Source organism: Billgrantia gudaonensis, assembly GCF_900100195.1.
Taxonomy (GTDB): Bacteria; Pseudomonadota; Gammaproteobacteria; order Pseudomonadales; family Halomonadaceae; genus Halomonas; species Halomonas gudaonensis.
Genome location: NZ_FNES01000009.1, coordinates 131,962 through 144,980, shown reverse-complemented (window position 1 = coordinate 144,980; position 13,019 = coordinate 131,962). Strand labels below are relative to the sequence as shown.

The following is a 13,019-nucleotide window of genomic DNA, read 5'->3' as shown; positions in this document are numbered from 1 at the left end:
GGCTGCGGGCTACGGGCTGCGGGTCTAGAGCGCTCATGGCCTGCCGCTCGCGGCTCTCAGCCGTTCTCCACATAGGCGCCCATCTGGCGCATGCGCGACTCGAAGCTCGCCACGTTGTCGACCAGATCGTCCGGGCCGAAGGCGACGCACTCCGCCAGCAATACCTCGATCAGCGTGATGGCGGAGAGGATCGAGGGGAAGAAGTGCGGAGTGGCGTTGGCCACGGTGAAGGTGATGGCCGAGCCGGGCACCAGCGGCGAGCGCAGGGTGTCGGTGATCACGATGGGACTGACGCCCTGCTGCCTGGCGATGGTCAGGGCACGCATGGTCTCGTTGCAGTAGGGTTCGAACCCGAAGGCGACCACCACGTCACCGGCGCCATAAGCGGAGAGTTCGGTGAGCAGCCCGCCTTCCTGGCCGCGTATCAACTGGATGTTGGGCATGGCGATGCGGCCCACGTAGGCGAAGTGGTAGGCACACGCGAAGGTGTCGCGAAATCCGACCACGGCCACCTTGCGGGCGTCGAGCAAGCGCTTGGCGGCTTCGCGGACCTTGGCCTGATTGTTGGCGGTGAACAGCCGCCCGATGTTGTCGAAGGCGGCGTCGCCGACGTCGAGGAACACCTGGTCGTCGGTCTGGCTGGCCAGGGTGCGCAGCTGGCTGGCGCGCCCGGAAAGTTCCACCGGGCCGGCCTGCACAGCCGACTGGAAGATTTCCCGGAACTGCTCGTAGCTCTCGAAGCCCAGCCGCTTGGCCAGACGCACCAGCGTGGAGGCGGTGACCTCGGCAGAATTGGCCGACTTGCGGATCGACTGGAAAGCGATTTCCACCGGGTGCTCCAGCACGTAGCCGGCGGCCAGCTTCAACTGCGGGCTCAGCTCCGGGTAGGCATCGGCCAGCTGCTGCTTCACCGTTTCCAGGTCCGCTGGCGGCGTCTCGACGGTCGATGATTCGCGGTTGTCAGGCACGTGATCCTGCACGGCGATCTCCTGCGTTTCGAAGTGGCGACATTGTAACCCATGCGTGGCAGCAATCGATGAAACAATCGTTTCTCATAGATTGATACAATGATACGCCTGTATTGACGTCGTCTCCGCCTCTGGTCTAGGATTCGCGACATAACAACTGTGCCGCTTTTTTGTGAATAACGGTACGTTTGTTTTGATACGGGGGAGCCCGTGCGATTCGTTATCCGCAACCTCCCCGTCGTTCCGAACCCAGGAGAGTGTCCAAGCAACGCCATGAGCCACAGCCAACCAGACACGCTGATCGTCGACCGCGACGGCCCGGTGACCACGATTCGCTTCAATCGCCCCCATCGCCTCAACGCAGTGGTCGAGCCCCTCTACACCGAGCTTCTCGCGGCCCTGGGCGAAGCCGAGTCGGACGACGAGGTGCGTGCCATCATCCTCACCGGCGAAGGGCGCGCCTTCTGCGTCGGCGCCGACATGAAGGAGCACGGCAGCGCCAGCCGCTCGCTCTACCAGCGTCGCCAGTACCTGCAGCTCGGCAACGACGTCTGCGAGGCGATCCTGCGGCTCGACAAGCCGGTGATCGCTGCGGTGAACGGCTATGCGCTAGGCGCCGGGGCCGAGATGGCCGTGGCTTGCGACTTCATCCTGATGGCCGACGAGGCGCAGATCGGTTTTCCCGAGGTGAGCATCGGCACCTGCGTGGGCGGGGGCGTTTCCAAGCTGCTGCCGCAGCTGGTGGGCCTGCCCCGGGCGCGCCAGCTGCTCTACACCGGCCAGCGGATCGACGGCGAGGCGGCGGCGCGCATCGGCCTGGCAACGTCGAGTTGGCCGGCCGAGGCACTGATGACCGAGGCGCGTCAGCTGGCGGACACCCTGGCGCAGCAGGCGCCGGTTTCGATGGCCATGCTCAAGCGCCTGGTCAACCAGGGTGGCCATACCGACCTGGAAGGACAGCTGCAGCAGGAGCTGGATGCCGTCTTCACCTGCTCGACCACCGCGGATTGGCAGGAGGGGGTAGACGCCTTCGCCGAGAAGCGCACGCCCCGTTTCAAGGGACATTGAACAGGAGCCAGGTGAGCAAGCCATGAATCCCATCGAAGGACACCTTCCCACTCGCAGTCCGCTGCACGACATCCTGGCACCCCGCGGCATCGCCGTGATCGGCGCTTCCGCCGACCCCACCAAGCGCGGCTACAAGGCCATGGTGGGCCTGGTGAAGGATGGCTACCGGGGCGACATCTATCCGGTCAATCCCAAGGCCGACAGGATCCTCGGCATCGAGGCCTGGCCTTCGGTCACGGCCATTCCCGGCAATCCGGAACTGGCGCTGATCTGTACGCCGGCGGCCACGGTGCCCGGGCTGATCGCCGAGTGCGGTCGGCGCGGCATCAAGGGCGCGGTGATACTCGCCAGCGGCTTTGCCGAGATCGGCAGCGAAGGGGCCGAACTCGAGCGCGATATGATGGCCAAGGCGCGTGCCCACGGCGTGCGCATCATCGGCCCCAACACTTCGGGTCTGTTCAACCTGCACCACCGGATCAACCTGCTGGCGCTGGACAACGTCAAGCCGGGCGACGTGGGTATCGTCTCCCAGTCGGGCAACATGCTGTTGTCGCTGGCGCTCGAGGCCCAGCACAACGGTCACGTGGGCTTTTCCACCTACGTGGGGCCGGGCAACCAGAGCGACATCGGCTTCAACGACTACCTGCGTTACCTGGGCGAGGATGAGCACACTCGGGTGGCGACGCTCTACGTCGAGGGCTTCCGCGATGGACGAAAGTTCCTCGAGGTGGCCCGCGAGGTGACCGCCATGAAGCCGGTAGTGGTCTACAAGTCAGGCTCCACCGAGCAGGGCCAGAAGGCGGCGAGTTCGCATACCGGGGCGCTGGCCGGCAGTTACGCCATGACCGTCGACCTGCTCAAGCAGTCCGGGGTCAGCGTGGTGCACCAGTCAGACGAGATACTGCCGGTGGCCGAGGGCCTGGGCCTGCTGCAGAAGGCGCGCGGCAAGCGCGTGGCGGTGATCTCCGACGGCGGCGGCCAGGCTACCATCGCTTCCGACCGCCTCACCGAGGCGGGCCTCGAGCTGGCCGAGCTGAGCGAAGCCACGCGAGCCCGGCTGCGCGATGTGCTCTTTCCCCAGGCTTCCACCGTCAACCCGGTGGACGTGGCCGGCTCCACCGACGCCAATCCCTCTCTGCTGGCCACCTGCATGGAGATCGTCGCCGCCGACGACAGCGTCGACAGCGTCTTTCTGGTAGGCATGTTCGGCGGTTACAGCATCCGCTTCGCCGAGTCGCTGCTGGGCGACGAGATGCGCGGTGCCGAGTCGATGGTGGACCTCTCCCACGCCACCGACAAGCCGCTGGTGATCTACAGCCTCTATGCGCCGATCAAGCCGCCGGCATTGCGCCGCCTGCACGAGGCCGGGCTTCCCGTTTACGATTCTATCGAACACTCCGTACGGGTATTGGCGGCACTGGGGGAGCGTGGTCTCTATCTGGCGCAGAACCATCGGCAGAGTCGCGAGATGCCGGTAGCGGCCAAACCCGAGCTGGCCGAGCTGTTCCACCGTGCCCAGGCCGAAGGGCGAGACCTCTATGAGTACGAGGCCAAGGAGCTGCTGCGCGGTCACGGCGTGGCGGTGCCGGAGGAGCGCTTGGTACGCAACGAAGCCGAGCTGACCGAGGCGGTTCGGCACTTCGGTGCGGCGCCGCTGGCCATGAAGGTGGTGTCTCGCGACATCCTGCACAAGTCCGACGCCGGCGGGGTCAAGCTCGACCTGGTGGGCGAGGCGGCGCTGCGCGAAGCGCGCGAGGCCATTCTCACCTCGTGCCGTGCCTACGACCCGGATGCCGCCATCGAGGGCGTGCTGGTCGCGCCAATGGCCAAGAAGGGCGTGGAAGTGATTCTCGGCGTGATCCGTGACCCTATCTTCGGCCCGGTGTTGATGTTCGGGCTGGGCGGCATCTTCGTCGAGATCCTCGAGGACGTGGCGTTCCGTTCGATTCCGCTGTCTCGCCATGACGCCGAGTCCATGGTCGAGCAGATCAAGGCGAAGAAGATTCTCGGCGGGGTGCGCGGCGAGGCGCCGGTGGACAAGGAAGCGCTGGTCGAGTTGCTGCTCACGGTGTCGCGCATCGTCGAGGCCTATCCCCAACTCGTGGAGCTCGACCTCAATCCGGTGATCGTGGGTGCCGACGGCTATGCGGTGGTCGATGCCCGTGTCATCGTGGCGCGCGACCTGCCAGCGAATGCCAGCGACAAGGAGGCCATTGCATGACACCCACGAACGCCACCCCTCGGCCCGAGCTGACCGATGCCCGCCTCGAACTCGAGGGACGCATCGCCACCCTGACTCTGGCGCGTCACGATGTGCGCAACGCCCTGACCGGCACGGCGCTGGTGGACGACATCGTCGCCGTGGCCGAGTGGCTCAACCGCTGTGACGCCGTTTCGGTGCTGGTGATCACCGGCGACGGCTCGGCGTTCTCCGCCGGCGGCAACGTCAAGGACATGGCGAGCCGCGGCGGCGACTTCGCCGGCGACCCGGCGGAGGTGGCCGAACGCTACCGGCGGGGCATCCAGCGCATGCCGCTGGCCCTCGACGCCGTCGAGGTGCCGATCATCGCCGCCGTCAACGGCCCGGCCATCGGTGCCGGCTTCGACCTGGCCAACATGGCCGACCTGCGCATCGCATCGAGGAAAGCCAAGTTCGGCGAGACCTTCCTCAACTTGGGGATCATCCCCGGCGATGGCGGCGCCTGGTACCTGCAGCGCCTGATCGGCTACCAGCGGGCCTTCGAGTTGACGCTCTCCGGACGGGTGATCGACGCCGAGGAGGCCAAGCAGACCGGCATCGTACTGGAGGTCACCGAGCCCGAGGCGCTGATGGCGCGCGCCATGGAGCTGGCCGAGCGCATCGCCGCGCAGCCGCCCAAGGCGACGCGGCTCACCAAGCGGCTGATGAAGAAGGGCAGCCGCATGGCGCTGCCCGACTTCCTCGACCTCTGCGCGGTCTTCCAGGGGCTGTGCCACAACGAGCCGGAGCACCTCGAAGCGGTCGATGCCATGCTGGAGAAGATGGCGAAGCAGTGACTGCGCACGTCGAATCCAGCCTGTCTGCATCCGCTCCGCGCAAGAGGCGCCCGATCGGCCCAAAGCGATGCAAAAAACACTTGTGCGCAGGCCGCGCGCCTGGCGATGCTGAGGCCATCCGATCTCACAGGGAGGTGAACGCATGGCCGACAGCACACTGGTCTTCATCGTGCTCGGGCTCACCCTGGCCGCTTTCGTCTGGGGGCGCTTCCGATACGATCTGGTGGCGCTGTCGGCGCTGCTGGGTTCGGTCCTGCTGGGCCTGGTGCCGTCGGAAGAAGCCTTTCTGGGCTTCGGTCACCCGGCGGTGATCACCGTGGCCGCGGTGCTGGTGCTCAGCCGCGGCTTCGAACGCTCCGGCGTGGTGGACGTGATCGCCGACCAGGTACTCAAGGTGGGCGAACGGCTCTTCCTTCAGTTGCTGGTGCTCACCGGCACCGTGGTGGTGCTCTCCGGAGTCATGAACAATGTCGGCGCTCTGGCACTGTTGTTGCCGGTAGCCATGCGCCTGGCCCGGGAGCACGACGCTTCCCCCTCCATTCTGCTGATGCCGCTGGCCTTCGGTTCGCTGCTCGGCGGGCTGACCACGCTGATCGGCACCCCGCCCAACATCATCATCTCGGCTTACCGGAGTGGCGTTACCGGCGAGAGTTTCGGGATGTTCTCCTTCTCTCCGGTGGGGCTGACGATAGCCCTGGCCGGATTGGCCTTCATCCTTCTGGTGGGCTGGCGGCTGGTTCCCCAGCGTGCCGGAAAGGCTTCCACCGAAGCGATGTTCGACACCGCTCATTACCTGGTGGAGTTGCGCGTTGGCGAAGAGTCGGAGGCCAATGGCCTGACCCTGCGCGAACTGCAACAGAAACTGGAGGAAACCGTTCCGGTGCTGGCGGTGGTGCGTGATGACAGGCGCCAGGCCGGACATGCCTTCTTCGGTGCACTGAAAGAGGGCGATATCCTGCTGGTGGAAGCGGGACCCGACGAGATGAAGCTGCTGGAAGATCGTGCGGGGCTTCATCTGGGTAAGGAGGCCGCAGACGAGGAACCGGAGGCCGAGGAAAAGCAGCAGGCGGATGACGTCGAGTTCACCGGCGACTCCCAGGCGCAGAAGAATGGGGACGAGAGGCTGGTGAAGCAAGACGATGACAGGAACGAGAAAGGTGGCGTGGACACGGAAGGACTGCAGCTGGTCGAGGCGGTAGTACGCAACGACTCCATGATGGTCAACCGCACCGTCACCCAATTGCGTCTGCACAATCAGTACGGCCTGCACCTGGTGGCGGTGGCCCGTGATGGCGGGCGCCTCAAGCAGCGGTTGCGCGAGATCCGCTTTCGTCCCGGCGACGTGCTGCTGCTGCAGGGCGGCGAGAGCGAACTCTCCGAGAGCCTGGCGACGCTGGGCTGCCTGCCGCTGGCCAGCCGCAACCTGACCCTGGGACAGCCGCGCATGCTGCTTGCCTCGATCGCCATCTTCGGTGCTGCCATCCTGGCCATGCTTTTCGACCTGTTGCCGGCGGCGGTGGCGCTGTCGCTGGCGGCTCTGGTGACGCTGATGGCCGGGGTGCTGCCGCTGCGCGACGGCTATCAGGCCATCGACGGACCGGTGATCGTGCTGCTCGGCGCCATGATTCCGGTAGGCCAGGCGCTCGAAACCAGCGGCGGTGCGAGCCTGATTGCCGAAGAAATGCTGGCGCTGGGCAGCGACTGGCCGGTGGTGGTCACGCTGGCAGCCCTCTTCCTGCTGTCGATGCTGCTTTCCAACGTCATCAACAATGCCGCCGCGGCGGTATTGATGGCGCCCATCGCGGCGAGCCTGGCCGAGGGCTTCGAGGTGTCGGTGGATCCCTTCCTGATGGCGGTGGCGGTGAGCGCTTCCTGTGCCTTCCTCACGCCCATCGGGCATCAGTCCAATACCTTGGTGATGGGCCCCGGTGGCTACCGCTTCGGCGACTACTGGCGGTTGGGTTTGCCGCTGTCGCTGGTGGTGCTGGCGGTAGCCATTCCCATGATCCTGCTGGTGTGGCCGCTGTCGGCCCAGTGAAGCGGCCTGCCTGTTTCCGCCGCTGTGCGAGGTCGGACGTCACAGGGTGATGAGTATCCCTCCGCCGGCCAGCACGATCACGGCGGTCCAGGCCGGTAGCTTCCACACGCTGAGCAATAGAAAGCCCGTCAGCGCCAGTGCGAACTCGTGGGGGCCGAGAATCGCGCTCGTCCACACGGGCTGATAGAGGGCGGCCCCTAGGATGCCTACCACGGCCGCGTTCGCCCCGCGCATCAGTGCCTGCGCGCTGTCCCAGCGCCGGAAGTCGTTCCAGTAGGGCAGCACGGCGACGAGCAGCAACAGGCCGGGCAGGAAGATCATGACGAGAGCCAGCGCTGCCCCGAGCAGTGGTGGGACGGGGAGAGCGTCCAGCACGGCACCCAGATAGGCGGCAAAGGTGAACAGCGGCCCCGGTACGGCCTGGGCCGCACCGTAGCCGGCAAGGAAGTCGTCCGAGCTGACCCAACCCGATTGCACCACCTCGGCTTCCAGCAGCGGCAGCACCACGTGGCCGCCGCCGAACACCAGGGCGCCGGCGCGATAGAAGGCATCCATGACGGCAGGGATTGCCGAAGGGCTGGCCCAGGTGAGAAGCGGCAGGCCGGCCAGCAGGGCCGCGAAGGCGAGGCCCGCCCACCGCCCGGCGCGGACCGAGACCGGTAGCGGCAGTTCGTGAACGTCCGGTTCCGCGTGGACCCGACACAGCGCCATGCCGGCCAGGGCGCCGATGGCGATGGCCGCCACCTGGCCCAGCGGACCGCCGACCAGCACCACGGTGAAGACGGCGGCCAGGGCAATGCCGGCGCGCCGACGGTCGGGACAGAGGTGGCGCGACATTCCCCAGACGGCATGAGCGACGATGGCCACGGCCGTCACCTTGAGGCCGTGGATGATGCCCTGGCTGACGGGGCCATCCAGCACGGCGGCGCCGAGGGCGAACAGCACCAGGACGATGGCCGAAGGCAGGGTGAAGGCCGTCCAGGCCGCCGCCGCGCCCCAGGGGCCCGCGCGTATCAGCCCCAGGGCGAAGCCGACCTGGCTGCTGGCCGGCCCGGGCAGAAACTGGCACAGCGCCACCAGATCGGCATAGGCGCGCTCGGAGAGCCAGCGGCGCCGTTCGACGAACTCGGTGCGAAAGTATCCGAGGTGGGCGATGGGGCCGCCGAAAGAGGTCAGGCCCAGTAATAGAAAGGTGGTGAAGACGTCTTTGACGTGGCCAGCAGGGGGTGGCGAATCCGCCATCGGTCGGGGTTCCTCGTTCGGGCATTGGGATGATCGAGACGTTGCGCCTTCGCGTCGCCGCCGAAGAGCGAGCGTGGCATGAGAAGTCTACTCGGGCACTGTGACACTTTCACGATGGCTGCGTGGCCGGTTCGAGGAGGTGTGTCTCGCTCAGGACCTGCGTTGCGTTCGTGGGACGGGGTTGCGGAAGGGTTGCAGCAGCATCCGGTCGAGTCGCAGTTCCCGCACATCGCGGAAATCCTCGATGCCGATCGTCATGCCCAGGTGGCCCGCGGCGGGTTGGTCGCGATAGGTGCCGAACAGGCGGTCCCACCAGGGCAGGTTAAAGCCGAAGTTGCTGTCGGTTTCGTGTCGGATGATGGAGTGATGAACGCGGTGCATCTCCGGCGTCACCACGACGAGGCGCAGCCAGCGGTCGAGCCCGGCTGGCAAGCGCACATTGCCATGATTGAACAAGGAGGTGCCATTGAGCAGGATCTCGAAGAGCAATACCGCGAGCGCCGGCGCGCCGAGCAGGGCAACCACGGCGACCTTGATGCCCATCGAGAGCAGAATTTCCAGGGGGTGGAAGCGCAGGCCCGTGGTCACGTCGAACTCGAGGTCCGCATGGTGCATGCGATGCAGGCGCCACAGCCAAGGGATGGCATGGAAGAGGCGGTGCTGGAAATAGATCGCCGCGTCCAGCACGACCACGGAGACGAGCATGGCCAGCCACCCTGGAGCGGCGATCAGGTTGAAAACGCCCCAGCCCTTGTCGGCCGATACCAGGGCCGCTCCGACGGCGGCCAGGGGAAAGATCAGGCGAACGGCGAGCGTGTCCACGACGACGATCAGCAGGTTGCTGGGCCAGCGCTGCCAGCGGGAAACCCGTTGCGGGCGCCGGGCCGCCACGACCTCCCACAGCGCCATTGCCGCCAGAATGCTGACGAAGACGGCGAGTCGTACCCACGGTTCCTGAGTCAGCAGCGTTTCGCTCATGGCTGGCTCACCGGCAGGCCTGCGGCTTTCCACTCGGGGAAGCCGTCTTCGAAGCGTCGAACCCGATATCCCAGCTGTCGAAGACGCTGGACGGCTTCGTGCGAGAGCGCGCAGTAGGGGCCTCGGCAGTAAGCGACGATCTCCTTGTCGCGGGGCAGGTCACCGAGCATCGCTTCCAGTTGCTTCAGCGGGATGTTGATCGCCCCGGGCAAGTGACCCGCCTGATATTCGTCTGCGGGGCGCACGTCGAGCAGGGCCACTTCGCCGCGCTCCAGGGCAGCCAGAAGCTCACGACTCGACACGGCTTCCAGGGCTCCACTCGCATCGTCTTCGGCAAACAACTGGCTGACCAGCCGCTCCATCTCGGCCAGGTTGGTCTCGGCCACCTGGCGAAGCAGGCCCAGCAGGTTGACGATCCGCTCGTCGGTCAGCCGATAGATCATCTGCTTGCCCGAGCGGCTGGCGGTCACCAGACCGGCTCGCCGGAGCTGCTGAAGGTGCTGAGAGGCGTTGCCGATGGAGAGGTCGGCAGCACTGGCCAGCGTCTCCACGGCAGCGCTGGACTGCGCCAACCGTTCGAGCAGCGCCAGGCGATGGCCGTTGCCCAGGGCGCGCGCCACCAGCGCCAGCGTATCCAAGAGATCCTGCTGTGAGGTCATCGCTATCCCCCGTGGATGATGCGGCAGGGCATCCAGTCGCTTGACATCAGGCTAGCATATTTCCGATATTCAATTGATAGATTGAATGTTCGTATGAAGGTGCGCTGTGAAGACTCTCATTCTCATCAACGATCCGCCTTACGGTACCGAGCGTCTCTTCAATGGCTTGCGTCTGGCCCATGCGCTGATCAAGCGCGAGGCGGACGTCACGGTCTTCCTGATGGGCGACGCCGTCTCCGGCGCCAAGCGCGGCCAGAAGACACCCGATGGGTTCTACAACGCCGAACGCATGGTCAAGCGGGTCACCACCAAGGGCCGGGTGCTGCTGTGCAGCACCTGCATGGACGCCCGTGGCCTGACCGACGACGAAGTGGTGAAAGGCGCCGAGCGCAGTACCATGGACGCCCTGGCCGAAGCCACCGAGCAGGCCGACAAGGTGCTGGTGTTCTGACCAGCACTTCTGAATCTGCCAGGGTGGCCTGCAACTCGGCGACACGAGCCAGCGACCGCGGGCGTCTCATGCCAGCGGTCGCTGATGGCGGCGTCCATGACGGCAGCTCAGGCGGCGTTGTGGCGCAGCACCTTGGACTTGTCGATGACGAAGGCGTCGTACTCGAAGTCGTCCACGGTGAGCAACTCCAGCACCTGGGCTTCGCGCTCGCGCATGAAGAGGGCGTCCTCCTCGCTGATCAGGCCCTTCTCCAGCGCTGCTTCCACCTTCTGCTCGGGGTGTAGGGCCTCAGGGGGCAGCTCGCCCTTGGCGTGGGCCTTGTTGACCGTGCGGTAGAGCGTCTCGGCGCGTTCCTGGGTCGCCAGCAGGGCGTTGTAGCGAGCCAGCGGGTTTTCCCGCGCACCGTCGTCGCTGTCCCAGGTATTGAGCAGCAGCTTGTCGCGCAGGGCGGTGTCGCGGGAGACGGCCTGGGCAATGCGCCGGGTCAGGTCGTCGTGGGGGCGCTTGAAGCGCTTGCCGCGCGGCATTGCCAGCAGGCGAAGGGTGCGTGCCAGGGCGCGGTTCGGCAGGTTGTCGAACAGCTCGTCGAGAGCTCGTTCGGCGCGGCCCAGCAGCCACTGGCAGGCATAGTGGAGGAGCGCCGATTCGTCCTCGACCTTGTCGCCTTCATGCCACTGCTTGATCACCATGGAGGCGAGATAGAGGTTGGAGAGCACGTCGCCCAGGCGGGCGGAGAGCATCTCGCGCTGCTTGAGGCTCGATCCGAGGCTGGCCATGGCGGCATCGGCGCACAGGCCGAAGCCGGCGGAGAGGCGGGCGATCTCCTGGGCGTAGCGCCCGGCCTCGCCGTCGAAGGGCGTAGCGGGCTTGCCGATGCCGAGCCCCTGGGTGAAGGCGCGAGCGGCGTTGCCGAAGATCAGGCCGGCATGGCCGAAGAAGGCTCGGTCGAAGGCGTTGACGTCGTCGGCTTCCTTGGCGGCCAGCTCTTCCAGCACGTAGGGATGGCAGCGGATGGCGCCCTGACCGAAGATCATCAGGTTGCGGGTCATGATGTTGGCACCTTCCACGGTGATTGCCACCGGGTTGGCGCTGTAACCGATGCCCAGATAGTTGCGCGGGCCGAGAGTCACCGCCTTACCGCCGTGGATGTCCATGGCGTCGCCGAGAATCACGCGCTGGAATTCGGTGAGCTGGCTCTTGAGAATCGCCGAGGGCACCGCCGGCTTCTCGCCGCGGTCGATGGTGTTGGCAGTCTGGTAGACCGCCGCCTGGGCGATGTAGCCCAGTGCGCTCATGCGTGCCAGCGGTTCCTGAACGCCTTCCATCTCTGCCACCGGCACGTTGAACTGGCGGCGGATGCGAGCAAAACCGCCGCTCCAGCCGATGGCGTAGCGGGCGGTGCCGGTGGCGCCGGAGGGCAGGGTGATGCAGCGGCCCACGGAGAGACACTCCACCAGCATGCGCCAGCCCTGGCCGATCATCGCTTCGCCGCCGATGATGGTATCCAGCGGCACGAAGACGTCCTTGCCCTTGATGGGGCCGTTGAGGAAGGGGCTGCCGATGGGGTGATGACGGCGGCCGATCTCCATGCCCTGGGTGTCGCGGGGGATCAGCGCCAGGGTGATGCCGCGGTCTTCCTCGTCGCCCAGCAGGCGATCCGGATCGAACAGGCGGAAGGCCAGGCCCACCACAGTGGCGATGGGGGCGAGGGTGATCCAGCGCTTCTCGAAATCGAGTCGAATGCCCAGCACTTCCTCACCGTCGACCGTCCGCTTGCACACCACTCCCGTATCGGGTAGCGAGGTGGCATCGCTACCGGCACGCGGGCCGGTGAGGCCGAAGCAGGGAATCTCGCGACCGTCGGCCAGGCGCGGCAGGTAATGGTTCTTCTGCTCGTCGGTGCCGTACTTGAGCAGCAGCTCGCCGGGTCCCAGGGAGTTGGGCACGCCGACGGTGACCATCAGGGTTTCGTTGATCGCCAGCTTCTGCAGCACCAGCGACTGGGCCTTGGCCGAGAAGCCGAGCCCACCGTACTCTTTCGGGATGATCATCCCGAAGTAGCGCTCCTGCTTGAGATGATCCCACAGCGCCTGGGGCAGGTCGGCACGCTCCTTGGCGATTTCCCAGGCGTTGCACATTCCGGCGGCGATCGAGCACTGGTTGTCGATGAAAGCCCTTTCCTCTTCCGTGAGTCCATCGTCACGGTAGTCCAGTAGCGCTTGCCAGTTCGGCTTGCCGGTGAACAGTTCGCCGTCCCAGGCCACGCTGCCGGCCTCCAGCGCCGTGCGTTCGGTGTCGGAAACCTTCGGCGAGACCTTCTTGAACATGGCGAACAGCCGCGGGGTCAGCCACTTGCCGCGTAGCGCCGGCAGGCCGGCCGCGCCCACGCCGGCGGCGGCGAGCAGCAGCACGATGCCCAGCAGCGTGGACGCGAAGAGCAGACTGGCCAGGCCGGTGGCGGCCAGCACCGCCAGAGCGGGCAATGCGCCGGCCTCGCGGCGCATCACCGCCAGCAGGCCGACGATGGCCACGATCAGCAGGATCAGGGTGAGCATGGAGAGACTCCGGTTGTCGTGGAA

At 66.3% G+C, this 13,019-nt stretch carries 10 protein-coding genes; 5 read left to right on the top strand and 5 right to left on the bottom strand.

Translation table 11 applies throughout. The features are described from left to right. Positions 1-56: 56 nt before the first annotated feature. Positions 57-980, bottom strand: coding sequence for a MurR/RpiR family transcriptional regulator (locus tag BLP96_RS12180; protein WP_089686531.1), 924 nt, complete (start codon positions 978-980; stop codon positions 57-59). Positions 981-1,241: 261 nt separating this feature from the next. Between BLP96_RS12180 and BLP96_RS12175 the strand changes: the two genes are divergently transcribed. The 4 genes from BLP96_RS12175 to BLP96_RS12160 all read left to right on the top strand — a co-directional run bounded on the left by BLP96_RS12175 (position 1,242) and on the right by BLP96_RS12160 (position 7,110). Further along, on the top strand, positions 1,242-2,036 hold the full coding sequence (locus BLP96_RS12175) for an enoyl-CoA hydratase/isomerase family protein (RefSeq protein ID WP_089686529.1): 795 nt from the start codon (positions 1,242-1,244) through the stop codon (positions 2,034-2,036). Positions 2,037-2,058: 22 nt separating this feature from the next. Next, complete coding sequence (locus tag BLP96_RS12170; RefSeq protein ID WP_089686526.1) at positions 2,059-4,257, top strand: acetate--CoA ligase family protein; 2,199 nt, start codon at positions 2,059-2,061, stop codon at positions 4,255-4,257. Continuing rightward, the gene (locus BLP96_RS12165; protein WP_089686525.1) at positions 4,254-5,072 is read left to right on the top strand and encodes an enoyl-CoA hydratase-related protein; all 819 of its coding nucleotides are present in this window, start codon (positions 4,254-4,256) and stop codon (positions 5,070-5,072) included. Before BLP96_RS12170 ends, BLP96_RS12165 begins: the two co-directional genes overlap by 4 nt. A 142-nt stretch (positions 5,073-5,214) precedes the next feature. Beyond that, positions 5,215-7,110, top strand: coding sequence for an SLC13 family permease (locus BLP96_RS12160; protein ID WP_089686523.1), 1,896 nt, complete (start codon positions 5,215-5,217; stop codon positions 7,108-7,110). 39 nt (positions 7,111-7,149) lie between these two features. On the opposite strand, the gene chrA is transcribed toward BLP96_RS12160, so the two are convergent. The 3 genes from chrA to BLP96_RS12145 all read right to left on the bottom strand — a co-directional run bounded on the left by chrA (position 7,150) and on the right by BLP96_RS12145 (position 9,989). After that, entirely contained in the window at positions 7,150-8,352 is a 1,203-nt protein-coding gene (gene chrA / locus BLP96_RS12155) for a chromate efflux transporter (protein ID WP_089686521.1), read from the bottom strand. A gap of 150 nt (positions 8,353-8,502) precedes the next feature. Next, positions 8,503-9,330 (bottom strand): sterol desaturase family protein, encoded by an 828-nt coding sequence (locus tag BLP96_RS12150; protein ID WP_089686519.1) that lies wholly within the window; start codon positions 9,328-9,330, stop codon positions 8,503-8,505. Then, a complete protein-coding gene (locus BLP96_RS12145; protein WP_089686518.1) occupies positions 9,327-9,989 on the bottom strand; it encodes an ArsR/SmtB family transcription factor in 663 nt (220 codons plus the stop codon). The genes BLP96_RS12150 and BLP96_RS12145 overlap by 4 nt, the downstream gene beginning before the upstream one ends. Before the next feature lie 106 nt (positions 9,990-10,095). On the opposite strand from BLP96_RS12145, the gene BLP96_RS12140 reads away from it, so the two are divergent. After that, a complete protein-coding gene (locus BLP96_RS12140; RefSeq protein ID WP_089686516.1) occupies positions 10,096-10,440 on the top strand; it encodes a DsrE/DsrF/TusD sulfur relay family protein in 345 nt (114 codons plus the stop codon). A gap of 107 nt (positions 10,441-10,547) precedes the next feature. On the opposite strand, the gene BLP96_RS12135 is transcribed toward BLP96_RS12140, so the two are convergent. Continuing rightward, positions 10,548-12,995, bottom strand: coding sequence for an acyl-CoA dehydrogenase (locus tag BLP96_RS12135; RefSeq protein WP_089686514.1), 2,448 nt, complete (start codon positions 12,993-12,995; stop codon positions 10,548-10,550). Positions 12,996-13,019 lie beyond the last annotated feature (24 nt).